This window comes from Paenibacillus mesotrionivorans (assembly GCF_046098205.1).
Taxonomy (GTDB): Bacteria; Bacillota; Bacilli; order Paenibacillales; family NBRC-103111; genus Paenibacillus_AR; species Paenibacillus_AR mesotrionivorans.
The window spans coordinates 106,206-130,585 of sequence record NZ_JBJURJ010000001.1; the positions used below are offsets into that span (position 1 = coordinate 106,206).

Annotated in this window: 21 protein-coding genes; 3 read left to right on the forward strand and 18 right to left on the reverse strand. The window is 55.3% G+C overall.

Going from position 1 to position 24,380, the window contains the following annotated elements; genetic code table 11:
• The 3 genes from ACI1P1_RS00520 to ACI1P1_RS00530 form a co-directional block, all read right to left on the reverse strand.
• Positions 1-486, reverse strand: a 486-nt coding sequence (locus ACI1P1_RS00520) for an HflX-like GTP-binding protein (protein ID WP_463605670.1), incomplete at its 3' end; no start/stop codon positions are given.
• A gap of 32 nt (positions 487-518) precedes the next feature.
• Entirely contained in the window at positions 519-1,496 is a 978-nt protein-coding gene (locus ACI1P1_RS00525; RefSeq protein ID WP_416214397.1) for an AAA family ATPase, read from the reverse strand.
• A 251-nt stretch (positions 1,497-1,747) separates the two neighbouring features.
• Positions 1,748-1,948 (reverse strand): cold-shock protein, encoded by a 201-nt coding sequence (locus ACI1P1_RS00530; protein ID WP_416214398.1) that lies wholly within the window; start codon positions 1,946-1,948, stop codon positions 1,748-1,750.
• Between the two features lie 286 nt (positions 1,949-2,234).
• On the opposite strand from ACI1P1_RS00530, the gene ACI1P1_RS00535 reads away from it, so the two are divergent.
• Positions 2,235-3,110: an SDR family oxidoreductase gene (locus ACI1P1_RS00535; protein ID WP_416214399.1), complete on the forward strand. Its 876-nt coding sequence runs from the start codon at positions 2,235-2,237 to the stop codon at positions 3,108-3,110.
• A gap of 55 nt (positions 3,111-3,165) precedes the next feature.
• On the opposite strand, the gene ACI1P1_RS00540 is transcribed toward ACI1P1_RS00535, so the two are convergent.
• From ACI1P1_RS00540 to ACI1P1_RS00550, 3 genes are read right to left on the reverse strand one after another with little or no spacing between them, the layout of a single operon-like run.
• Positions 3,166-3,834: an alpha/beta hydrolase gene (locus ACI1P1_RS00540; protein ID WP_416214771.1), complete on the reverse strand. Its 669-nt coding sequence runs from the start codon at positions 3,832-3,834 to the stop codon at positions 3,166-3,168.
• 39 nt (positions 3,835-3,873) lie between these two features.
• Complete coding sequence (locus tag ACI1P1_RS00545) at positions 3,874-4,413, reverse strand: ribonuclease FAU-1 family protein (protein WP_416214400.1); 540 nt, start codon at positions 4,411-4,413, stop codon at positions 3,874-3,876.
• Between the two features lie 50 nt (positions 4,414-4,463).
• A complete protein-coding gene (locus ACI1P1_RS00550) occupies positions 4,464-5,186 on the reverse strand; it encodes a peptidylprolyl isomerase (protein ID WP_416214401.1) in 723 nt (240 codons plus the stop codon).
• A gap of 203 nt (positions 5,187-5,389) precedes the next feature.
• On the opposite strand from ACI1P1_RS00550, the gene ACI1P1_RS00555 reads away from it, so the two are divergent.
• On the forward strand, positions 5,390-5,743 hold the full coding sequence (locus ACI1P1_RS00555; RefSeq protein ID WP_416214402.1) for a hypothetical protein: 354 nt from the start codon (positions 5,390-5,392) through the stop codon (positions 5,741-5,743).
• Positions 5,744-5,868: 125 nt separating this feature from the next.
• Here the strand turns inward: ACI1P1_RS00555 and ACI1P1_RS00560 are convergent, their stop codons facing one another.
• The 4 genes from ACI1P1_RS00560 to ACI1P1_RS00575 all read right to left on the reverse strand — a co-directional run bounded on the left by ACI1P1_RS00560 (position 5,869) and on the right by ACI1P1_RS00575 (position 10,604).
• Positions 5,869-8,397: a transglycosylase domain-containing protein gene (locus ACI1P1_RS00560; RefSeq protein ID WP_416214403.1), complete on the reverse strand. Its 2,529-nt coding sequence runs from the start codon at positions 8,395-8,397 to the stop codon at positions 5,869-5,871.
• A 147-nt stretch (positions 8,398-8,544) separates the two neighbouring features.
• Entirely contained in the window at positions 8,545-8,781 is a 237-nt protein-coding gene (gene hfq, locus ACI1P1_RS00565; protein ID WP_113019641.1) for an RNA chaperone Hfq, read from the reverse strand.
• A gap of 39 nt (positions 8,782-8,820) precedes the next feature.
• Positions 8,821-9,831 carry a tRNA (adenosine(37)-N6)-dimethylallyltransferase MiaA gene (miaA, locus tag ACI1P1_RS00570; protein WP_416214404.1) on the reverse strand — a complete coding sequence of 337 codons (1,011 nt, stop codon included), beginning with the start codon at positions 9,829-9,831 and terminating at the stop codon, positions 8,821-8,823.
• Positions 9,828-10,604 (reverse strand): class I SAM-dependent methyltransferase, encoded by a 777-nt coding sequence (locus ACI1P1_RS00575; protein ID WP_416214405.1) that lies wholly within the window; start codon positions 10,602-10,604, stop codon positions 9,828-9,830. The genes miaA and ACI1P1_RS00575 overlap by 4 nt, the downstream gene beginning before the upstream one ends.
• Before the next feature lie 165 nt (positions 10,605-10,769).
• On the opposite strand from ACI1P1_RS00575, the gene ACI1P1_RS00580 reads away from it, so the two are divergent.
• Positions 10,770-11,078, forward strand: coding sequence for a hypothetical protein (locus ACI1P1_RS00580; RefSeq protein WP_416214406.1), 309 nt, complete (start codon positions 10,770-10,772; stop codon positions 11,076-11,078).
• Between the two features lie 81 nt (positions 11,079-11,159).
• Here ACI1P1_RS00580 and mutL read toward each other — a convergent pair whose 3' ends face one another.
• From mutL to ACI1P1_RS00620, 8 genes are all read right to left on the reverse strand, one after another.
• Positions 11,160-13,220 (reverse strand): DNA mismatch repair endonuclease MutL, encoded by a 2,061-nt coding sequence (gene mutL, locus ACI1P1_RS00585; RefSeq protein ID WP_416214407.1) that lies wholly within the window; start codon positions 13,218-13,220, stop codon positions 11,160-11,162.
• Between the two features lies 1 nt (position 13,221).
• Positions 13,222-14,697, reverse strand: a complete 1,476-nt coding sequence (locus ACI1P1_RS00590; protein WP_416214408.1) for a S41 family peptidase — start codon at positions 14,695-14,697, stop codon at positions 13,222-13,224.
• Between the two features lie 34 nt (positions 14,698-14,731).
• Positions 14,732-17,425, reverse strand: a complete 2,694-nt coding sequence (gene mutS / locus ACI1P1_RS00595) for a DNA mismatch repair protein MutS (RefSeq protein ID WP_416214409.1) — start codon at positions 17,423-17,425, stop codon at positions 14,732-14,734.
• 77 nt (positions 17,426-17,502) lie between these two features.
• Positions 17,503-19,005: a putative amidoligase domain-containing protein gene (locus tag ACI1P1_RS00600; RefSeq protein WP_416214410.1), complete on the reverse strand. Its 1,503-nt coding sequence runs from the start codon at positions 19,003-19,005 to the stop codon at positions 17,503-17,505.
• A 212-nt stretch (positions 19,006-19,217) separates the two neighbouring features.
• Positions 19,218-19,784, reverse strand: coding sequence for an outer spore coat protein CotE (locus tag ACI1P1_RS00605; protein ID WP_416214411.1), 567 nt, complete (start codon positions 19,782-19,784; stop codon positions 19,218-19,220).
• A 112-nt stretch (positions 19,785-19,896) separates the two neighbouring features.
• Positions 19,897-20,871, reverse strand: coding sequence for an aromatic acid exporter family protein (locus ACI1P1_RS00610; protein ID WP_416214412.1), 975 nt, complete (start codon positions 20,869-20,871; stop codon positions 19,897-19,899).
• A gap of 92 nt (positions 20,872-20,963) precedes the next feature.
• Positions 20,964-22,499 (reverse strand): response regulator transcription factor, encoded by a 1,536-nt coding sequence (locus tag ACI1P1_RS00615; protein WP_416214413.1) that lies wholly within the window; start codon positions 22,497-22,499, stop codon positions 20,964-20,966.
• Positions 22,496-24,304 carry a sensor histidine kinase gene (locus ACI1P1_RS00620; protein WP_416214414.1) on the reverse strand — a complete coding sequence of 603 codons (1,809 nt, stop codon included), beginning with the start codon at positions 24,302-24,304 and terminating at the stop codon, positions 22,496-22,498. The genes ACI1P1_RS00615 and ACI1P1_RS00620 overlap by 4 nt, the downstream gene beginning before the upstream one ends.
• Positions 24,305-24,380: the final 76 nt, after the last annotated feature.

Consider the following 24,380-nt stretch of genomic DNA (forward strand, 5'->3'; position numbering starts at 1 on the left):
GGTGCCGATGCCGCCGCCCAGACGGGAGAGGTTTTTGCCGTGTCCCACCAGCCGCGGCAAGAGATAGCTGTGCTGGGCCAGCTCCACCTGGAGAATGCCCTCCCGGGTTTTCGCCCGTCCGGCGAAAATATCCAAAATCAGCTGGGTCCGGTCAATAATTTTCACATCCAGCGCTTCCTCCAGATTCCGCACCTGAATACCGGAGAGCTCCTGATCGAAAATCGCCGTTTGCGCATCCAGCTCACGGAGCCTCTCCTTCAGCTCCTCCACCTTGCCCTTGCCGATCAGCCATTTGGAATCGGCACGATCCCGGCTTTGCTTCATGGTTTCCATGACTGTAACTCCAGCCGTCTCGGCCAGGCGGACCAATTCCTGCAGCGAATACTCCGCCAGCTCGGCGTTGGCTCCCCGCTCCTTCAACACCAGGCTGACCAGAACGGCCCGCTCCTGAGCTTGCTGCGTATTATCCTGCGATATAGGTTTCATCTATTGCATCGACTCCTTTTGCCGTGTCCATTTTACACATTCTTTTTTTCCCACTTCAAGTCCTCCGGACGGATGGTCATCAGCTCCGACCGGGAGGGCGCTCCCTGATTCTGCTGGAGAATCCGCACCGCTTGGTAGCGCATAGCTTTTTCGATGGTATTGCGGACGTACCGGGCATTGCTGAATCCGTCCTCCTGCCGCAGCTTCTCGGTGACCAGATGCTGGCGCAGCTTCATCTCCGTCTGGGGCAAAAGCGCATATTGGCGCTCCTTCACCATCAGCTCGGCAATTTGCATCAGCTGGTCCACGGAATAATCGGCGAAATCCACCTGGATGGGAAAACGCGACGGCAAACCCGGATTCGTCTTCAGGAAAAATTCCATCTCCTCCTGATAGCCTGCCAGAATGAGCACAAACTGATTCTTATAATCCTCCATCGCCTTCACCAGCGTGTCGATGGCTTCCTTGCCGAAGTCCTTCTCACCGCCCCGGGCCAGGCTGTATGCCTCATCAATAAACAGAATCCCGCCCAGTGCCTTTTTAATCAGTTCCCTGGTTTTTAAAGCGGTATGCCCGATATATTCGCCCACCAGGTCTGCCCGTTCCACCTCGATGAGATGTCCCTTGGACAGGATCCCCATCTCCTGAAACAGCTTGGCGATCAGCCTAGCCACGGTGGTTTTGCCAGTTCCCGGATTCCCCTTAAACACCATATGATACACGTGGGTATTGGCGACTAACCCGGCCTCCGCCCGGTATTGACTGACCTGCAGCATGGCGTATACCTCGTACACCAGCTCCTTCACATTGTCCAGTCCGATCATCTGGTTCAGCTCCCGGAACACATTGGCATACGGTGTGCCGGGCTCCAGGAATTTATTGCCGAAGGGAATGCCGCTCCCGTTCTCCACAGGCTGGGCAGCCGGTTCATCCTTGCGGAACACCACACTGATCTGGCGGGAAGCCCGGACGCTCTCCAACGAATCTCCCGGAATACTGCGAACGCTCATGTCCACTCCCCCAATTTGCCGACGTCCTTAGAGACCATTATATTCGCCGGGCGGATTGTCCAATGCCGTCTGCGGCGGACAAGATTGGAAGGTTGAACCATGAAGTGCATCCGCCTTTATTGTACACAATTCTCCGCTTAAAAAGAAACGGAAAGAATCGCAGAAAAAAAACACGCCGTAAGCCGGGTCAGCCCAAGCTTAGGCGTGTTTGTTTTTTTGAGGTCATGCGCCGTTACAGCCGAAGACCGGCCCTACAACTTGCTGACATTCTCGGCTTGCGGACCGCGGTTGCCTTGCACCACTGTGAAGCTGACCTTCTGGCCTTCGTCCAGAGACTTGAAGCCTTCACCGGTGATGGCACTGTAGTGGACGAAAACATCGCCGCCTTCGTCGGAAGTAATAAACCCGTAGCCTTTTTCTGCGTTAAACCACTTTACTGTTCCTGTTTGCATTCTGGTAACAAACCTCCATAGTTTCAATCCACGGCCATCTTGGACCGTGTTGAAGAAAAATAGCTTGCGTTGTTTAGTATAGGCGAAAGAAAGGAGAAATATTCTTGTTTCATCTCTAAAATCATTCGGTGCGCCACACCGCTTTCAGGGGGTATTGTGTTTAGTCCTTTTGCCTGGAGGGTAAAATCTTTTTGCGTCGCAGGCAGGTTCATAAACCCTGTTCATTTAGGCAAACTGATGTTGGACCATGTATTTTTGAAACCAGCGTTGAAAGGAGAATGAAATCATGTCAACCAATACTCAGGACACCCAAAAGAAAACATTCCCGCCCCAGCACCAGGACAGACAGCCGGGCCTGGAATCGGAGATGAATCCCCTACCCGCATTCGAAGATAACAAGTATAAGGCGGCAGGCAAGCTAACCGGCAAGGCTGCCCTTATTACCGGCGGCGACAGCGGCATCGGCCGTGCGGTCGCCATCCATTTCGCCAAGGAAGGCGCCGATGTGGTGGTGGCGTATCTCAATGAGCATCAGGACGCAGAGGAGACCAAACGCCAGGTGGAGCAGGAAGGACGCAAATGCTTCCTGTGGAGCGGCGATCTGGGACAGGAGAAGGCCTGCCAGGAGCTGGCGGACTTCGCTAAGAAGCAGCTGGGCAAGCTCGATATCCTGGTGAACAATGCAGCTGAGCAGCACCCTCAAACCACCCTGGAGGATATCACCGCCGAACAGCTGGAGAAGACCTTCGGGACTAACGTCTTTGCATTCTTCTATCTGACCAAAGCAGTTGCGCCGCATTTGCCCGCTGGTTCCTCCATCATCAATACAGCATCGATTACCGCCTATAAAGGCAATAAGGACCTGCTGGACTATTCCGCCACAAAGGGGGCCATCGTGACCTTCACCCGCTCCCTGTCGGCACAGTTGATTGAGAAGGGCATCCGGGTCAATGCCGTTGCCCCCGGCCCGATCTGGACCCCCCTCATACCCTCCACCTTCGACGAAAAGAAGGTATCGGAGTTCGGCAGCAATACCCCGATGAAACGGGCCGGACAGCCGGAGGAGCTGGCACCGGGGTATGTATACCTGGCCAGCGGCGACTCCTCTTATGTCACCGGACAGGTTCTGCATATCAACGGCGGCACTGTGATTAACGGTTAAGCCGCAGCCGTGAACCGAAAACGGGCACCCATGAAGGGTGCCCGTTTTTCACTGCTCACGTCTCAAAAAATCCCTTTACCTTGCAGATTACATCCGACGCTTCCTCCTCTAAACACAGCAAGTGCCTGGAACGGGGGAAGTAAACCGTTTCCGCCACACAGGGCAATCGTTTGGTGAGATACCGGGCACTGACCGGATGAACAATGGGATCCCGCAAGCCCTGAACCACCAGTGCCGGAGCGGTGACCCGGGGAATATCGGGACGAACCCGGTGTACAAGACGCATAAACTGCAGCACGGCTTTGGCCGGAGTCTGCTTCAGCTTAAACTGGAGGACACTCCGCTCTTCATGGCGGATATGCCACATGTTGCGGACCATCCGTCCCGGGCTAACATAGATTGCCGCGGCGCTCAGCAAAGCCAGCTTGCGGACCGGATACCGGGCAGCCAAATGGATGCCCAGCATGCCTCCCATGGAAAACCCGACCAGATCAAATTCTCCGTACTCCTGCCCCAGCTTCTCCGCTTCCCGGCACGCCGCCTCCAGCCACATATCACAGGTGGTGTCACAGAGCCCCGCAAGCCCCTCGTCGTGACCCGGAAGCTGGGGAACACGGCAGTACCAGCCCGCCTCCTCCAGCGCCTGCGCCAACGGCTCCACCTCATAAGGACCTCCGGTAAAGCCGTGCAAGAGCAAACAAACCCTATTGCCTGTCTGCTTCATCAACCATGATTCACCTCCATGGAAAAGGAGCAGCCTGTTTTATTGACGGCTGTGGAAATAACCCCAATGTTTGCCGGAAAGCTTCAGGAGCGGAAACCGTCCTTCCCGGTACATCTCCATCACCTTGTTGGCCTCAGCCCATGCCATATCGAAATCCTCACGGGTGATAATTCCCTTCTTCAAAGCATCCTCCAGCTCCTCCGCATCCAGCAGGAACAGCTCCCCTCCGGGAAGGATCACCACATCCAGATACAAATCGTCAAACCATGGCACACCCCGGTCCGTCACACCCTGCACCTTGCAGATATCGATGTAATACTGGACAACCTGCCCCTTGTCATTAAACATGGAGGTCATAATGTAATGGGCGCCCTTCTGGAAATGCTGAAGCCACTCATACCCGGCATCCGCGACACAATACCGTTTTCCGTCGTATTCCTTCCACAACGGATCCCGCACCTGCTTGATCTGATACAGCACCACGTAGCCTTGAAACTCCGGTTCATGCAGTGTGCGGACCTGGAATTTCTTTTCTGTTACCCTTCTCCAATTAGCCCGGTCAGAATATTTACGTTTCACAGGCGTTATTCCCTTCAGTCTTAGTAGTCGTGCATCTAGCAGTGTGCTTTTTATTCTTCTGTAATCTGAATGGAATCGATGGTAACCTTCTCCGTGGGCGTTTCTGCGTTACCGTTAAGAGGATTGGTTTTCACCGGTGTTTTGGCGATGCTTGTTACAGTCGTGTCCATACCTTCAATTACTTTTCCGAAAACGGTGTAATCCGGCTTGGCATTCAGGTGACTGGCATTCCCGGTGACAATGAAAAACTGGCTGCCGTTGGTGTCCGGGCCTGAATTGGCCATGGCAACGATGCCTTTGTCATACTTATACTGTGTAGGCTCGTGGGCAAACTTATACCCCGGTCCTCCTGTTCCGTTGCCTTTGGGGTCTCCGGTCTGGATCATGAAGCTTTCGATAATGCGGTGAAAGGTCACGCCGTCGTAGAAATGCTCCTTGGACAAAAAGACAAAATTGTTAACCGCCTTGGGGGCATCCTTGGCAAACAGCTCTACCGTAAAGCTTCCCTTATTGGTCTTGAATACAGCTTTGTATGTCTTACTGGTGTCGATGGACATCTCCGGAGGCTGAGTCCAGCTTTTGGACGGGCTCTGGGATGGTGAGACAGACGGCGAAGCCGAAGGCTTGACCGTTGCGGGCGCGGCCTGAACCGTTCCCGAAGGCGAAGAAGAAGCGGCACCCGCTTCAGGCTTGGCTCCGCATCCGGACAGCAGCATCCACATGCCTGTCCATGCTGCAAATCCGGCAGTCAGAAGTTTTGCCTGGATCGTCATAAATTGTGTTCCTCCTTATGCTGCAGCCTGTGTTGATTACATTTAAAAATAACATATTTTTCATGTCTTGTCACATTGGCCAATGTGACGCGGGCATAATACCCTTCTCCACGATTTTAATTCAAAAAAGAAGGGATTTTTCCTCAGATGTGGAATACATTGCAGTAGGTAACACTAGGTAATCATGACGAGGAGGGATTCCCATGCCGATTCTTGTTCAACAGCATGACAACACCCGCTTTTCCATTCAATCGCCTGAAGAGCTTACCACGGTTTTGGCTGAATTTTTGAGTGCCCAGGAGCATGTGAAGATTACGGCAGCGACAACACGGGCTTTGGCCCCCAGCGGTGCAGCGAAGGGCTCCGGTGTGGCTGTGCCGGAATATTGCGGTTATATCGAAGGCCACATTGAAAGCGCTGCCCTCCAGCTTGGCAGTCTTGTGGAGAAGGTTGCGGAGCAGTTTCAGCTGACGGTTGAAAGCGGTTCCGAAAACGTGACCTCCTGGACGCTGTATTCCCGTCAAGAAGCCGATTATAACGACCACTTCGGCATTTAAGGAGCGTATTGATCCGGCAGTATTTGTGAAAAAAGGCTCAAACAAAACAAAAAACCAGCCCCAATGGAGCTTCCTCCATCAAGGCTGGTTCTTCTTATTGGACAAAGGCAAGACAGTGTAACAGCTTATTGACCTCCCGCAGGAGCTTTGGATGGACTGCCGGCATTATTCGCTTCCCCCTGCACCTGCCCGCCAGGAGACGGCCTGGAGCTTGGGGAGGATGACGGCCGGTTATTGCCTCCTCCCTGCTCCGGCTCCTTGCTGCCCTCCGGCGACCGTTTACCCGAAGCCTGGGCAGAGGAGGATGGAGTGGGAGCCGGGGACACGGAGCCGCTGGGGCGCGGAGTTCCCGGACTGCCGCCGGGCCGATTACTGCCGCCGGGTCCCGGGCTGCCGCTTGGCGAAACAGACGGGGACGGACTGACCGCTGATTCAGCAGGAATTTGCATCGTCACCACATTGGACTTTTCCCCAGCCTGATTGGACTGGGTATTGTACGGCACTACATAATAGTCGTACGACTCTCCCGGTTTAATGGTTATGTCCGCGAACTTGAGGTTACCCTTCAGCTGCTCGGAAATTTGCCGGAACTCCTGCTCCTTGGCTTCCTTGCGGAAGATCTGATAAGCACCGATGCTGTTATCCGCTTCTCCCGTCCAGGTCAGCTCCACCTTGGGCAGCGGATCCTTGATAAACTCCGCCTTCAGACTATCCACACTCTTAGGCGGCTCGGTCAGGCTGGGCACATCCGAGGGCTTCACAAAATCCTTGGCCGGCACATTAGTCAGCGCCTTATTCATAACCTCCTTGAACAGGGCAGCCGGGAAGGAGCCGCTGGCCGGAAGCACATAATGTTTGGTATCCGTTTTGTCGAAGCCCATCCACACCGCTGCCGTCCACTCCGCCGAATATCCGACGAACCAGGCATCCCGGTTGTTTTTCTCCAGACCCTTCAGGTCCAGTTGGGTGGTGCCTGTTTTCCCGGCAACGGGACGGTTCAGCTTGGCCGCCGTACCGGTACCGCCGCTGACTACTCCCTTCAGCATTTCGGTCATGTAATACGCGGTTTTGGGCGACATCACCTTGGTCTTCTCCAGCTTAACGGACGCAACGGTATTCTCTTCGCTGTCCACAATTTTGCGGATGGAGTAGGCCGTATTCATCATCCCGTTATTGGGGAAGGCGCTGTAGGCTTGAGCCATAGCCAGCGGTGTTACACCCTTGGTCAAGCCGCCTAATGCGATGGCCAGGTTGTTGTCCTGGCTTTCGAGGGTGATCCCCATTTTCTTCACGAAATCCCGGGCCTTGGCTACGCCGATTTCATTCAGCAGCCATACGGCCGGGGCGTTGATGGATTTGCGGAGCGCCTCCATCATGGTTACCTCCCCCTGATACACGCCGTCATAGTTCCGGGGGCTGTAGCCTGCGTAGGTCTTCTGCTCATCCGGCAGAAGGGTGTAGGGATTATATTTATTGCTCTGCAATTCCATAGCAGGCGCATACGAAATCAGCGGCTTAAAGGAGGAGCCGGGCTGACGCTGCACCAATGCACGGTTCAAACCCTTGGCTGCGTAATCGCGTCCCCCGGACATGGCCACAATCCCGCCGTCCTTATTGTCCACGATCACCATCCCGCCCTGCATTTTTTGCTCCGGGCCGTCCTTCTGGAAGAACTTCGGATCCTTAAAGGCCGTTTCCAGAATCCGCTGGGCGTCTACATTCATGGTGGTGTAGATCTTGAAACCGCCCCGGCGGATGACCTCCTCCTCCAGCTTGAATTTCTCCGCCGCCTCCCGGATGACATAATCCTTAAACACCAGAAGCTCATCGGTTTTTTGAGCCGGAGGGGTATATTCCATAGCCTGGGCCTTATTCTTCTCGGCTTCGGTAATATAACCCTGGTCATACATCAGCTTCAATACCACATTGCGGCGGTCCTTGGATTTCTCCGGGTCGCCCATAGGCCCGTAGATGGCCGGTGCTTTGGGAGTTGCCGCCAGGGCGGCGATTTCCCACGTTTCCAGCTGGTTCAAATCGGTCTTGCCAAAATAGAGCTTGGATGCCGCCTTAATGCCGTATGCCCCCTTGCCGAAGTAAATCCGGTTCAGGTACAACGCCATGATGTCATCCTTCCCCAAATTCTCCTCTAGCGCCAAGGCAATGGACATTTCGGTTCCCTTACGGAAGAAGGTTTTATCGAAATCCAGGAACAGATTTTTTGCCAGCTGCTGGGTGATGGTGCTGCCCCCCTCCACTGCACTGCGGGCAACCACGTCCTTCACAAGCGCCCGGCCGATGGCCCAGAAGTCCACACCGGCATGCTGCTCGAAGCGTTTATCCTCCGTAGCGATGAACGCATATGCCACCTTCTTGGGAATTTCGCTTTTATCCACCAGCTCCCGGTTTTCCCGGCCCAGTAAGGAAACCTCCTTATCATTGATGTCATAGATAATGGAGGCTTCCATCATGTCCATCTTGTCTTTATTTTCGTTGAAAATCTTCTGGCCGTTATAGATAATGACCATGTAGCCGATCGTGGCGCATACGATGGCGATTGCTGCGGTAATGCCCATTGCGATAAACAGCTTGCCATAGGAAAAGCGGCGCTTGCCCGGCTTCTTGGTTTTGGGTTTGGCGGGTTTTCGGTTGGCCACCTCTTCATCCCCCTGTCTCTTTGTCGGATATGTCCTGTAATAATAAGAGCAACCCCTTGAGTAGGGATTGCTCCTCAGGCGCTATTCTATTTGACGTGCCGGATATGCAAAAGGTTTCGTTTTCCAATCCAGACAGGCGCGGACCGCTTAGTCGTTATTAACCTCCTGGTTGAAGGAAACTGGGCGGAGCGGCGTAAAGGTGGAAATGGCGTGTTTGTAAATCATCTGCTGCTTGCCTTCGCTGTCCACGATAATCGTGAAGTTATCGAAGGCTTTGATTACGCCGCGGATCTGGAACCCGTTGGTGAGATATACCGTTACCGGGATGTTTTCTTTGCGGAGCTGATTTAAGAAGTTGTCTTGGATGTTAATGGACTTGTTCATGGATGGAATCCCCCTTCATAGTGTAAGACGCCTTATATGTCAAATCTGCGGATATTCATGCTCTCCAATATATTCCGTAAGTCCTTCGAACTTTCCTGCTAGTATTTCATGGAATTTGTGCAGGATACGTGAAAGTTTTGCATGTTCCGGTATTTCAATCCAGTTAATTTCCTTCATATGACGGAACCAGGATAGCTGACGTTTGGCAAAATGGCGGGTATCCCGTTTCAGAAGCCGGACCGCCTCGGGAAGGGTTGTCTCCTGCTCCAGGTAAGCGGCAATCTCCTTGTAGCCCAAGCCCTGCATGGAGATGTGGCTTCGGGTCAGTCCCCGGGCCATAAGCCCTCTCACCTCGTCCACCAGGCCCTGGTCCATCATCTGGTCAATGCGGGCTTCAATACGGTTATATAAAATATCCCGATCCATTGTCAAGCCTACGAGGCACAGATTGTAAGGTGATTCTCTGGTTTGACCGGCAAGCTGCTCGGTTAACGTACGTCCTGTAAGGTGAAATACCTCCAGCGCCCGGATTACCCGCCGGGTATCGTTGGCGTGAAGCCTGCCGGCACTGTCCGGGTCTATCTCGGCCAGCCTGGTATGGAGAGCCTCCGGTCCAAACTCTTCAAGAAACCGGCGCTGCTCCTCGCGGAACTCCTCATCAGAGCCTACCTCACTGAACTGGAAGTCATAACAGATGGATTCAATATACAGCCCCGTGCCCCCGACAATAAAGGGGACCGCACCACGGCTGCTGATGTCAAAGATCAACTGCCGCACTCTTTCTTGAAATTCCGCCACCGAAAAGGGGTAATCCGGCTCGCAGATATCCAGCATATGGTGGGGTACACCCTGCATTTCCTCGCGGGTGATCTTGGCTGTTCCGATATCCATCCCCCGGTACACCTGCATGGAATCTCCCGAGATAATCTCGCAGCCGTAGCGTTTGGCAATTTCCACGCTCAGCCCCGTTTTGCCGATGGCGGTTGGCCCCAGCAGCACCAATAGCGGCGGCTTGTCCCCGGGATGACGGAAGAGTCCGGCCTTATTCATACATCCATCACTCCGTATGCAATTTTCGTATTGGGCCGCAATAACATGCGGAAGCCCAAACGCTCGAACTCCCCGCTCTCCCGGTGCTCCTTCAGCACGACCCGGCGCCGGGCAACCCGTTTGGCCTCCTGAATTGCTTCAGCCTGCAGGGCGCTATCGTTGGCTATGGCCTTTAAGGGAGCAAGGGCGTTAGTCTCCTCAATGGTCTGGCGGAACATCGGATCAAAATAAACCACATCCACACTATTGTCGGGCCGCCGCTTTAATTCGGCCAGATGGTCGGTCTGGATCACTTTTACCCGCCGCATGGCCTGATCAAGCACCTCCAGCCCGGATTCGTAGGTTTTTAGGCCTTGCTCCACCAAAAGGGCGACGAGGGGTTCGCTTTCCAAGGCGGTTACCGCTCCCGCCGGACCTGCTGCATAGGCGAATAGAATGGATTCCGAGCAAAGTCCTGCTGTGCAGTCGAGGATCACATCCCCCTCCCGCACCTCTGCCGCATCCAGCAAACCATCGGCCATACCCTGAAGCAGTCGTTTGATCCGCACCTGGGCAGAGCTGGGATGAAAGAAAAACGGTTCCTTGCTTCCTTCGGGAAAATACCGCAGCCCCAAGGTAGTAGCAACTATAATATCTTGAGTGCCATGCTCCCGTTGAAGGCGGGGCAAGGAGGATTGCCTCCGCTGCACATACCGGCAGCCAAGTCTGGCCGCCAGACTCCGGGCTTGGTCCAATTCCGTAGTCGACGGATGATACGAGGTGGTTACAAGCATGATAATTTTCCATTCCCTGTCAATATGTTAGCATAATTCCTACCCATTATAAACCACAATCCGCGGAAATGCGAATCGGGCGTATGGCTCATGGCTCATGGCCGTGACAGACAACCTCATGGACTCATCTACTATAATAACTCTTACCGCAAAGGAGAGATTACGATGAGCCGAAATTTCCGCCGTGTCCATAAGCCTGATGTGGTTACTCTGCGGGTTGCCACCGTTGACGGCGTGCTCCGGATTACCGGAAGCTGTGTCGTCGGCAGCGCCGCACCCTGCAAGGAGGAAATCCAAGTGGGCAAAAGGCTTTCCGACGCTCATGCCTGCCTGGTCAGCCATGGATTTACTCGGATAACCGAACGCACCAACGTTCGGGTGTACCGGCGTTATCACGGCAATCCGCCCCGGCCGCTTCCGCCCCAGCCGAAGCCATGTCCCTGTCATCACCGTCCGCGTCCCCGCCCCTGCTGACAGCGGACAGCACTGAATACAAGAAAACGGACCAGGCGAGCGTAAGCTCCGGTCCGTTTTCTTGTGTGCAGCGAAGCCCGTTTACATGACCCGCTTGAACATCTTTTCCAGCTCATAGGTGGAGAAGCTGATGACGATGGGCCTGCCGTGAGGGCAGGTATACGGCATTCTGCAGGAGGAGAGCCTGTCCAGGAGCGCCTCCATCTCCACCCGGGTCAAGGACTGATTGGCTTTGATGGAGGCCTTGCAGGAGCATAGGGTGGAGGCTTTTTCCCGCAGCTTGGACAGGTCCACCTGCTTGCGTTCGGCCAGCACCCATTCGCAGATCTCCGTGACAATCTCCCGCTCCTCCCCGGGGGGAAGCCAGTGCGGATACGCCCGGACCAGAAAGGTGCTGCCGCCGAAGGCTTCCAGATAAACTCCGGATTGCTCCAGAACCGAGAGTCTGCCCTTCAGCACCTCCGCCTCGGATGGAGTGAATTCCAAGGTTATAGGCACCAGAAGCTCCTGGCTGGCCCCCTGGGGGCGTCCGAACAAATCGTAATAATACTCGTAATTGATGCGTTCATGGGCAGCATGCTGGTCAATCAGGTATAGCCCTTCCGGATTCTGCGCCACAATATAGGTGCCATGCAGCTGGCCGATGGGGTCCAGCTCCGGCAGCCTCGGCAGGCTGCGCTTCGAACCTGCTTGCGCATCAGTCACTTCCGCCTCATCGGCTGTGTCTGTACCGTCCACGTGCTCCAGTGAAACCAGCAGCTTCTGCACCGTTTCAGGCCGGGGCGGCTGCTCCCGCTGGGGCAGGTTTCTTGCGGGGGCCGGGTAACCGCCTGAAGCAGCCCCCACGCCCGAGGACGAGCCGGCTCTGGTGGAAGATGGGCTACCGGGATAACCGGAAGCAGCCCCGGTGCTGCGGGAAGCTTGCTGCTCCCCCGGGTACGGTGTACTCCCGGAGGGAAGGGTTTGCTCCCGGCTCCAAGCATTTTCCGGCTCACGGGGCTGAACAGGTCCAGTCTTCTCACTTACCGGGGTTGCGCCTGACGGAGCTTGAGCTTGAACCTGAGGCTGGGGCCGGTACAGCTCCAGCTGCTCCTGGATCACCGCCGGCTTAGCCACCGCCTTGGCCTGGGGCTGGGCCCCCTGCGGGATATGGGCAGTCCCCCGCAGAATGCGGGCAGCTGTTTCCTCCACAAATTCCAATAGCTCCGGCTCCTTGCTGAACCGGACCTCCATTTTGGAGGGATGGACGTTCACATCCAACAGCGACGGCTCCATCTCAATATGCAGGACGGCTATCGGGAAGCGGTTGATGGGCAGAAGTGTATGGTAAGCCTTGACCAGCGCCTGCGCCACGGCATAGTTGCGGATGTACCGCCCGTTAATGACGGTGGAGATGGCATGGCGCCCAGCCCTTGTTTCCTCTGGACGGCAGATATAGCCGCTGATCCGGTAATCGAGACTCTCCCCTTTGATCGGCAGCATCTTCTTGGCTACGCCTGTCCCATAGATGGCGGCAATAACGGACAGCAAGTCCCCGTTGCCCAGCGTCTGAACCAGCGTATTCCCGTTATGCTTGAGCAAAAAGGCGATCTGCGGATGGGACAAGGCCAGCCGGTAGATAAAGTCGGAGATATGTCCCAGCTCCGTCTGGATGGTCTTCATGTATTTGAGCCGGGCCGGGGTATTGTAGAACAGCTCCTTGATGCGGATGTCCGTGCCCCTGCTCGCCGCCGCATCCTCATGGGCAAGCAGCTGGCCTCCGGCAAGCTCAATGCGCCGTCCCAGCCCGCTGTCATCCGAAGCTGAGACACATTCCACCTTGGATACCGCCGCTATACTGGGCAGAGCCTCACCCCGGAAGCCCAACGTCCGGATATGAAACAAGTCCTTGCCCGAGGATATTTTGCTGGTGGCATGGCGCTGGAACGCACGCTCCAGATCATCCGCCCCGATGCCGCTGCCGTTATCGGCAATCCGGATCAGAGCCAGACCGCCGTCCTCCACCGTCACATCGATCCGGGTGCTTCCGGCGTCGATGGCATTTTCCACCAGCTCCTTCACCACCGAGGAGGGCCGCTCCACAACCTCGCCCGCCGCAATCTGATTGGCAATGTGGTCATCCAATACCCGGATCACACCCATATCAGTTCACCGCAGCAGAGCTCAGCACCAGCTGGTCCAATGTACCCTCAAGCTTAATGCCAGGGAAGCTCCGGGCAAAAGCGGCGGCATCCAGAAGCAGGTAATCGCCTACCATCTTCGCCTCACTGCCGGCCAGAAGAACCGGTGCTTGTCCCTTCACGGACAGCTCCACTCCCTGAGACTCGGGAACCCACTTCAATTCCGCGCCGGCCAATGCAGCCAGCACACGGGAATGCACCCACAGCTTGCCGTTCTCTTCAACGGCGGGCAGGGAATCCTCCACCTTCATGCCATTCACCGTAACCACAGAGCGTTTTTTCTCCACCTTGAAATTCTGGACTCCCGCCAGACGCAGCACGTGGAGCAGCTGGTTCATACCGCCTTCCAGCTCCAGATCCGGCTTGATGCCTACCTTATTGACCGGATGGCCCAACGGCGTCAGATATTCTTCAATGGTTACCTTCAGCTTGGAGCCTTCGCTCAGGCTGTAGATATTCTGGACGCTGCCCTTGCCGTAGGTATTGGTACCGGCAATCACTGCCACCTTGTAATCCTGCAGCGCACCTGCCAGGATTTCCGAAGCGCTGGCGCTGTTCTCATTAACCAGCACGTATACGGGCTGGGACAAGGTGGTGCCTCCGACAATATTGACCGGATTATCCGTTCCGTTGCGGGTTTTGGTGTGGATCAGAATCTTGTCCTTAATAAAATTGGAGGCCATGTACCCCGCGGATTCCAGGAGACCCCCAGGGTTGTCCCGGAGATCGATAACCAAAGAGCGGAAATCGCTTTTGGCGCGGAACCCGTCCAGGATTTCCGTAAACTGCTCATCCGAATTATCAGAGAAGCTGTATACCCGGAGATACCCCACACCGCCATCCAGATATGCACTGTCCACCACAGGCAGGGAAACGGCTTTCCGCGGCATGGTCAGAGCCAGCCGCTCGCCGCCGCGGAGCACGGTGATGGTGACATTGCTATTTTCCTCACCGGTGATAAAGGTGACTACATCCTTGGCATTGTCCGCCGTAATTTCGGTTTCGTTGACCTTCACGATGATATCATCGGCCCGCAGGCCTGCCGCTTCCGCAGAGGAGTTCTTAAATACCTGCTCGATGTAGACCCCTTCCATCGTTTGGCTGATGAGAATCCCCACTCCGACATAATTGCGGGCCAGACTGCCCTCGAATTGGCTCCATTGTTTCTTGTCCATAAATTCCGTATACGGATCATTCAGCGATTGCACCATGGCTTGAATAGCCGCATCACTTAAGGCTTCCTCCGAGGCGCCGCTCACATGGCTTGTGGAGAGAATCTCCAATACCTGCTGCATTCTGTCTGAGGAAACGCTGGCGTAAGCGCTCCAGGCAGGAAGGGCAAGGGTGGCCACAACCGCCGACAAGCCGATTTTCTTCCAGACGGGCAAACGGCTTTTGCGGTCTGCCGCCCTGCTTTTATTGATTAAGGCGAATCTCATGGGTGAATCCCCTCTCGTCATGTCTGTATTGGATTTATTTTCCGTCCAGCTTCCGCTTCAACTCATAAAGCAGGTTCATGGCCATCATGGGGGTCATATTCATCAGATCCATCTCCCGGATGGAGGACATAACCCCTTCCGTACGAGCATCCTGCTTGCGTTTGGCCTTATCCGCTGCAGAGGGTTTGTCCTCCTCCAGCCCGAAAAGGCTCAGCTGCACCGCAGGAGCTAAGGCTTCGGGAGCAGCAGCAACCGAGGCAGAAGGCACAACAGGAACCGCTGGTACAAGCTCAGGCTCCTCAGACTCCCGCTCCAGCGACACCGCCGCCTCTACCGCCCCTGCGCGCTCCTCGAAGGCGCCCAGCAGCTGGTACGCCCGGTCGATAATACCGCCGGGCAAACCGGCAATCCGCGCGCAATAGATGCCGTAGCTGGTGCTGGCCGCACCGGGAATCAGCTTGCGCAGGAAGGTAACCTGGCCGTCGCTCTCCTTCACGGCCATGCAGTAATTCTTAAGCCCGGCCAGGCTCTCCTCCAGATGGGCCAGCTCGTGGAAGTGGGTGGAGACCAGCGTTTTGCACCCCACCCGGTCGTGCATAAACTCGATCACTGCTTGGGCGATGGCCATCCCTTCCCCGGTGGAGGTGCCTCTGCCCAGTTCGTCGATGATGACCAAACTCTGGCGTGTAGCCTTCTCCGTCATCACCTGGATGTCCATCATCTCTACCATAAAGGTGCTTTGTCCGCCGATGAGATCATCCGCCGCCCCGATCCGGGTGAAGATCCGGTCGGTCATGGGAATAACCGCCCTCTCCGCCGGTACGAAGCAGCCGATTTGGGCCATAATGCAAATAATGGCCACCTGGCGCATGTAGGTGCTTTTGCCGGCCATATTGGGGCCGGTAATCAGCAGCATGGGGCCGCCTTCCGCCGTCATGGCCGTATCATTGGCTACGAAGGAGCCATCCTGCATCACCGCCTCCACCACAGGATGGCGGCCTCCGGCAACGGTCAGATCATAACCGGCCGACAGCTCCGGCTTACGGAAGCGCCGGCGTGCGCTGACGGAGGCCAGCGACTGGTACACATCCACGGCGGCAACCACTTCAGCAAGCCGCTGCAACCGGTGGACCTGGAGGGCAATTTTCTCCCGCAGCTCGTTGAAGAGGGCGTACTCCACATCCACCATCTTCTCCTCGGCCTCGAGGATCAGCGCCTCCTTTTCCTTCAGCTCGGGGGTAATGAAGCGCTCCGCGTTGGCCAAGGTCTGCTTCCGTTCATACAGACCTTCCGGCAGGTTGGCCAGGTGGCTGCGCGTAATTTCGATATAATAGCCGAACACTTTATTAAAGCCGACCTTCAGAGAGCGGATTCCGGTGCGCTCCCGCTCCTTCTGCTCCAGCTCGGCCAGCCATTGTTTGCCGTTCTGGTTGGCTTCCTTCAACTGGTCCAGCCGATCGTTATAGCCCAGCCGGATCATGCCGCCGTCCCTGACGGAAACGGGAGGCTCGTCCACAATGGCAGAGGCGATCCACTCCTGGACATCAGCACATTCATCCAATCCGTCTACCAGGGCCGCAAGCGACCGTGATCCGGATTCCCGGCAGAGGCGCACCGCTTCCGGCATACGGCTTAAGGATATCTTCAGCGCAAGCATATCCCTGGCATTGGCGCTGCCGTATGACACTCTGGCCGTCAGCCGTTCCAGATCATAGACATCCTTCAGGCTTTGCCGCAGATCCTCCCGGACAATCAGATTATTGTACAGGGCATCCACGGCTTCCAGCCGCTCCTCCACCCGATCCCGGTTTACCAGGGGCTTCTCGATCCAACGGCGGAGCAGACGACCACCCATGGAGGTGACGGTTTCATCCAGCAGCCACAGGAGGGAGCCGCGTTTCGCACGATCACGCACCGTTTCCGTCAGCTCCAGATTCCGGCGGGTAAACGGGTCCATCACCATGTATTGGGAGGGACGGTAAATTTCGATCCGAGTCATATGCCCCAAGGAACGCTTCTGGGTTTCGCCTAAATAAGCGATCAAGAGGGAGACGGTCCGGCGGGTTAAGGCAGCAAGCTTCCTCAGCTCCTCCTCCCCGTACTGGGCCTCCAGCGCTTGGGGATCCTCCTTGTCCCACACCGTATAAACAGGCGGACGGAGAGCCGAAGCCCCATTCCTCTTCAGCCACTCCACCGCTTCTGCCGTGCCGATGATTTCCTTGGGACCGTATACGGACAGCTCATCCAACAGCGCCTCCGTACCCGGCAATGCAGCCGTATACAGCTCACCGGTGCTGATGTCGCACACGGCAAAGCCGATCCCATTCTCCTCTTTAATCACACTCGCTATGTAATTGTTGACGGATTCGCTGAGCAGCTTGCCGTCCATCAGGGTGCCCGGAGTGACAATGCGCACAATTTCCCGCCGGACCATACCTTTGGTCTCCGACGGACTCTCCATCTGCTCGCAGATGGCGACCTTGTACCCCTTCTCAATCAGCCGGGCGATGTAGTTGTCCGCTGAATGATAAGGCACGCCGCACATGGGTATGCGCTCCTCCGCGCCGCCTTCCCTGCCGGTCAGGGTAATCTCAAGCTCCCGGGATGCCTGAATCGCATCCTCGAAGAACATTTCGTAAAAATCGCCAAGCCGGAAAAACAAAAATGCATCCGGTACCTGGGCCTTGACGGCCAGATACTGTTCCATCATCGGTGTATATTTAGCCATATCCATCCTCCGCCGTACTGTCGAACGGTCACGAAACATTTGATTTTCTTGCAGATATTCTCAAAACATATCATTAATTATAGCATGAATGCGGGGGGAGTGGCGCCTTTCTCTTGATAAGGCGGGATTTTCCACGGCTTGCGGAAATCTGCCTGCTCATCCCAGCCCTCCATCCGGAACAGACGCTCCCGGAACGGCTCCAATACCGCCCGGCTGTTGCGGTAAGCGGGCAGGCGCATCAAATCCGCCCACAGCTTCCGGGCAATGGGCAGAAGCTCGGCCTTATCGCCGTTGTAATACGCCCGTTGGACATCCAGATGATCCAGGGGTGTCTGGCGGAGCTCGCGGTAGTACAGGGCAACAGTATGCATCAGCGTCAGGACAGCCAAGGCCAGATCCGGGTCGGACAGCCAGCTGGGCAGCGTCCGGTATTCGAAGCCACCGTGGCGCTTGCGGCGGACATCGCCCAGAAACCCGTATTTGGGCCGGCGTTGTCCCGCCGCCTCTCCCTCCGCCAAAACCAAAGGAAGAGCAACATAATTGTCCAAGGCCCGGAGCAAATGATGATGCAGCCAGACCCCGCTGATATGCACATGCCCGCCTGTGGAGAGCCCCTTGCCGGGCATACTCCCAGCCAGCCAGGACAAGGAGGTATCCGGGATTTGCCGCGCAGCCTGGCGCATGGTCCGGTACAGCTCCCGTACCAGCTCCCGGGGCGTGTCACAAGGTTTGGGCCGGAGCTCGGCCAAGGGATGGATCACCCGGTCCCGGGACAGCACAACGGCATCGCAGCCTACCGTACCTGACTTTTCCAGGAAACGGTTGGCAGGCACAAACCCGCCGTCCGGACGGCGCAGCACAAACTCCGGGTCTGCTCCCAGACGGACACCCGCTGGCGCAGCAAGGCCGGATTGCCAGCTCCCTTCCGTCTTTTCTGCCGCCTCTAGCTTCTCCGCATACCGGTTCATCGCCTCGGCAAACAGCTCCGCCAGCCTGTCATCCAATACCGGACAAGCCTCCAGTCCGATCAGAACCGTATTCCCCTCCCGGTTGATGCCCACCTTCACCAGTCCTGTACAAAGTCCCAACGTATACACCGCTCTAACCGCATCCCGCTTGGCCCGTCGGATATGATAAGCCTCCTGCTCCTCCGGCGGCAGCTCCCGCCATCCGGCAGCTCCGCCACTTACAGGCGGAGACAAAAGCCTTCCTCTCCGGACCATACGGGCCCTGCCTCCGGCAGGCACCAACGCGGCGGGGCCCGCTTTGGTCCAAATCGCCAACGCATCCATCTGGAACACGGCCACCTGGAATTCATACGCCCATTCTTCATTTTCACCGGCCGCCTTCATGCCGTTCTGTCGCCAGAACTCCCGGCAGGTGCGTCGGTGGCCTGCCCGGATCAACGCTTTCAAGGGATTCAGCACAAATTGGGCTTGGGCATCCTGAGCCGGCACTCCCCACTGGAGAACGGCCTTGGGAGATTTTCCCGCCGGCAGCCGCTCTCCTGAGGGAATCCTCAAGTAAAGGGGCAGCATCCCCACCGACGCAACACCACCGTATAACACAAACATGGACATGGCGATCCCGCCTTTTTATGATTGGAGATTTTTTTAACTTTAACAAAAAAGAGGGCATTCGCCCCCATCCGAAAAGCATTATGCGGCATATCCTGTAAGTAAGAAGAAGGATCTTCGCAGAAAATGCGGTGTACCCGCAAATTCTGGTGGGGGATCCCCCAAAAGGCACCGAAATCCGCTGCAGGACCCTTCGGACTTTTGGGGGAAGGCTGTCAATTGTCCTCCAGAAGATCAGGATCCAAATCCTCATAGTCGCCGTCATCAGCGGCGGCATCGAAGTCCAGATTCTTGTCCTCGTCGTCCAGGTCATAAGGGCTGACGATGACCCGCACCTTGGTTTCCGCCACAAGCTCCACCTTGAACTCCCGCTCCACCCGGATCACAACCCCTGTGCCGGAGGAGGAAACCACTGCTTCAATGCAGTTGGGCTCCTGGGTAGCCAATGCGGATACTTCGGCGGTGATGCCTCTGTGTTTTTTGTCCAGATAGGACAGCGGCACCGTATCCACATAAGAGACCGTTTCTTTGGCTACATCGGTCTTCGTGTTCTTGTCGTAAGAGTACCAGATGTTGATATCGTAGGTTCCGACTACCTCAACGCTCTCGCCTGCTTTTTGGGCCTCGTACTGGTTGTTGATAATCCAGGCGCCAAGAATGCTGGTAGGAGCATGAGGCGGAACCACGGTATGACTCACTTGGCTAAACTTACGACCTTTGCCGCACACTGCTTTCGTAATAATCTCTCTTGCTTGCAAGTCTCTATCTGTATAAGTAGACATTCTGTCAACCTCCTCCATACAATCATTCAATGTAATTGTATGCAGGACATTCGTCTAGAGTGACAACTATTTTTGCCGGAAGGGACAAAATATGTTGCGGACAAGCCTGCATTCAGGCAGGTTGTGCCGCTTCCCCCTCCTGCCGGCGGATTTTTTTGCCCTTCCGGGACATGGCCAGATACGTTTTGAGCTCCAGGCAGAGCTGGAGAAGAGCGGAGCGCATTTCGAATTCCTCTCTGGTTACAGGCAGCGGCATGGCTTTGAATTCCTTCTCCAGCTGCAAGAGGGACACCTCCACCTCTCCGGCATAATAGTCGGATTTCACACCACCGCTTAAGGAATCGAACAGCCCAGCCACCGCTTCCCCATGAGGCAGCGTCTGGTATACCTGGGCCAGCAGATCAATCATCCTCTGGATGGAATCAAAATGCTGGCGCCGCATTTCGAAATAAGGGGTCCACTGGTCCTCCGCCTGAAACAGCTTGTTTTCGGCTGTGCGGCGTGACAGCTCCAGCCCCTCCTTGATGGCCTCAGGTGCCTCCAAAAGCTCATTGCCGTCCCAAACCGTGGCCGGGTCCCGGAGATGATCGGCCATATGGAGGAAGATGGCGGAGAACAGCCCGTTTACCCTGCGTTTGGCGGCCTCCAGATCCGCATCCGTCCGCGGCCGGTACAGCAGATTCATAATAGAAGCAATCCCCATGCCGATTAACAAGAGCGCCACCTCATTGAACAGGTTGCCCCAGGTTACCACCTGCTTGTCCACCATATGGAACACCAGCACGGAGCTTAATACAATCCCGTCGCTTAGCTTGAAGCGGGCTTGTAAAGGATACACAATGAGCACAAACACCGGAATGGTCCATAGATGAAAACCCAGCAGCAAAAAAATAACCGAAGCAATTAACAGCCCTGATAAGGAAGCGGCTATACGCACCAGAATGGTGTTGAGGCTCCGCTTCAGGGTAACGTCAATTCCTAACACCGCTATAAGTCCGGCGCTTAAGGCATAATCCAGATGCAGCAGCTTGGCGGCGAGAATAGACAAATAAACGGCAGCCGCCGTTTTGACAAAACGGATTCCCATGATCCCGATCCCACTCCTTTCAAAACCTCATATTAACACCGTCTGCGGCTTGGTGTAAATGAGCTGTTTTCGGAGGGCCATCCATGGGAGAATCACTTGCCGGCCATCTGTTTGCGGTATTCCTTCGGGGAAACACCTGCTATTTTATTAAACATATGCGTGAAATAATTGGAATCATTGAAGCCCGTCGCCTCGGAAATTTCGAATATTTTCATATCGGTGCTTTTCAGCAGCAGCTTGGCTTTTTGTACCCGCAAATTCTGGATGTAGCCGGTGACACTTTCTCCCGTTTCTTTCTTGAACAGGTTGCTGAAATAGCTGGGGTTCAGATGGACATGAGCCGCCACCTCCGCCAAGCCGCAGCCTCCCATGTAGGATTCCTCCATAAACCGGATGGCCTGCTTCACCGGATTATCGTTTTTGCTGGCCAGCCATTTGTTGTAGGACTCCAGAAATTCATGGATGTATACCTGCAGCCAAGCGGTAATATCCTCCGGTGTGACGCATTTGTAGACCGTATCCCATTCGATGGGATATACGGCCATTTGCCATTCGGGAAACTGGACCTGCACCAGCCGGAGAATGGCGGACGCCAGCAGCAGTGCTTCGATTTTGGCAGTTTGCGGGGGCAGATGGCTAATACGCAGGGCTTGCTCCTGCAGCTCTCTGCTCAGTCTGCCGTTATCCTCCGACATCAGCCAGGTGACAATCTCCGTCTCCTTCTCGTACAAGGCCGTCTGATTAAGGAGGGATTCATTGACGGAGGCGTGCTCTCTGTCGCCCTCCCGGCAATACCGTTTGTAGCCTTCCCGCAGCTGCTCCATACTGCCGCATACCCCTTGAACGCTGCATTCGAGCATCAGCCGGAGATAATGCTGGACAGATTCGGAGAGGATCTGCTGCCAGGAGAAGGCGGTTTCCGGCCTGGAAACATTCCGGTCGATTAATAATGCCCATTCCGAAGCGTTCAACGGAAACAGCCGGAAACCTCCGGGAAACCATTTATTCAGGTGTTCTCCCGCTATATTCACGAAAGCAAACTGCAGAAGCGGCACATCCTGGGCGGAATAATGCTTCTCCGGAGGAAAATAGTTGGGAATACGGAGCACAAACAGCTCGCACTTCCCCATCCGACGCAGCAGCGATTCCACCTCTGCGTTATTGCAGGGCATACCCATCATCGCCGAACGCAGCTCACTGTCCTCATGCTGCCGCTTCCAGCCCTCCACCACAAGCTGGGACTGGCTCTCTTCAATCAGCTGCACATAAATCCGGTCGAGCACGCTTAAAATATCCGTTTCCACACACGGTTTCGTGATAAAATCCAGCACCCCGAACTTGACGGCAGCCTGGGCATACGTAAAGTCCTTAAAACCGGTAACAATCACAATTTTGGTCATCCAGCCGCGGTTTCGGATTTCTTCGGCCAGCTGCAGGCCGTCTATATGAGGCATCCGGATATCGGTCAGCAGGAGATCCGGCACGTTGCCCTCCATTAATGACAAGGCATCCCGGCCATTGGCCGCTTCGCCTGTCACCACCCATTCGGCGGAGCGTTTTCCCGCCAGCTTCAACAATCCCTTGCGGAAATTGGGCTGATCCTCCGCGACAAAAAGCTTGCCCTTCATCCGTTCCCCCCCTCCCCGTTTTCCAGAACAGCAGCCTGAATCGGAAGCGTCATATGAACAACGGTTCCTTTCCCGGGAGTGCTTGTAATCTCCACCCCATATTCGGGCCCGTACACCAATTCAATACGACGCAGTACACTTTTGTAGCCGATGCCTGTTTTATTGCCATCAGCCGGCACCGCTTCCGCCTTCGTCAGAGCCTTGAGGGTGGTTTGATCCATGCCGCAACCGTTGTCGGCCACCTCAATATGCAGCGCTTCCTGCTGCACGTAGGCTTTAATCCGCAGCACCCGGTCCAAGTCCATATCGCGGAAGGCATGTACAAACACATTTTCTACCACAGGCAGCAAAAGAGACCTCATCATCCGCAGGCTCAATAAGGATTCTTCGGCTTGAATAATGGTTTCAATTTCGCCGGTAAACAGCTCTGTCTGGATTTTAATGTAGTTTCTGATCTGATGCAGTTCTTCCCCGAGGGTGGTATCCGTTTGGACGGATTTCAGGGAATATTTCAGCATCTCCGAGATCGCATTGATCAGAAGCGCTGCCTCCTCCTGGTCGTCGCCGTACAGCTTCCAATAAAGCTCATTGAACAGATTATGCAAGTAATGAGGATTCAGCTGCGCCTGAATGGCCTTCAGCTCCGATTCCCGCTGACTGATCTGGGCCAAATAAACCTTATTGATCAGCTCGCTTACCTGCTCCGCCATACTGTTGAAGCTGTCGCCGATATAACCCAGCTCATCTCCGGAGTCCACCCGCACACGGACGGTGAAATCACCGGAACGCAGCGTTCGAAGCCCCTGCATCAGATGTGCCAAAGGAGTCAGGAGAGTCCGGGTGGATATGGTAATCAGCAGCGCACTGAGCAGGATCACGCCGATTCCCGCCGCTGCAAAGACCTGGATTATGTCCTTGTTTTTCCTCTGAATCTCCTGCAGGGATGCCCCGCCGTATAAGGTAAAGCCCGCCGGGATCAGCTCGTGGCGGACAAACAGATAGGTGATGCCGTTCATTTTGACGTACCGGGGATAAGGCTCTTGTGTCAGCTGCATAAGCTGGCCCAATTCGCTTTGGTCGGCATTGGAATAAAGCATACTTCCCATGGGCTCCAGCAGCAGCACCTTGCCGTTCTCCGTAATATCCCGCAGCACCTTGGAGATTAGGGTTTCCTCCATTACCAAAACCATGGTGCCATAAGGCATCAGCTTTTCATTTAGCATCCGCCTGGCAGCAACCAGAACGGTTCTCCGCCCGTCGGGATCGATGGTACTGGCCGCTTCTGCCCGGCCCCAGATTATATTCCCCCGGTGAGGCTTGAGCTTGTCCATCATCCGTGCCAGATCATCCGCTCCCATCTCCCCGGATGCACCGTTTTTGGAGAGAACAGTCATTTCCCGATTTTCATTGTACAAAAAAACAGAGCGGATCATCGGCGCATCCACCAAGAGCATGTTCAGCTGCTCCTCCACATACTTGCGGTTCTTGAATTCCGTATAGGAATCGCTTGGGAGAACGGTGTTCTCTCTAAGGAATTGCTCGATATACGGATTCAAGATTATGGATTGGGATACCCGGTTGATTTCCTGGAAGGACATCTCCAGTCTGGCCAATGCCTGTTCGTTGGCAATGGAGAACTGCTTGCTGATTTCATCCTCCATTAACTGGATGTTGGACCGGTATACCATCCAGCCTGCCAAGGCAAAGGCAAGTGCTACCATACATGAGAGCAGCACGATCAGCTTGATCTTGAAGCTGCTCTTTATTCTACGGGTTATATAACCCGGCCAGCTTGTTGGATGCAATCGGCCCCCTCCTTAAATTCCATTTGTATTATAAAACGCTTCCTTCCCCGTAAACAAGGTTTTCCATTGACCTGTC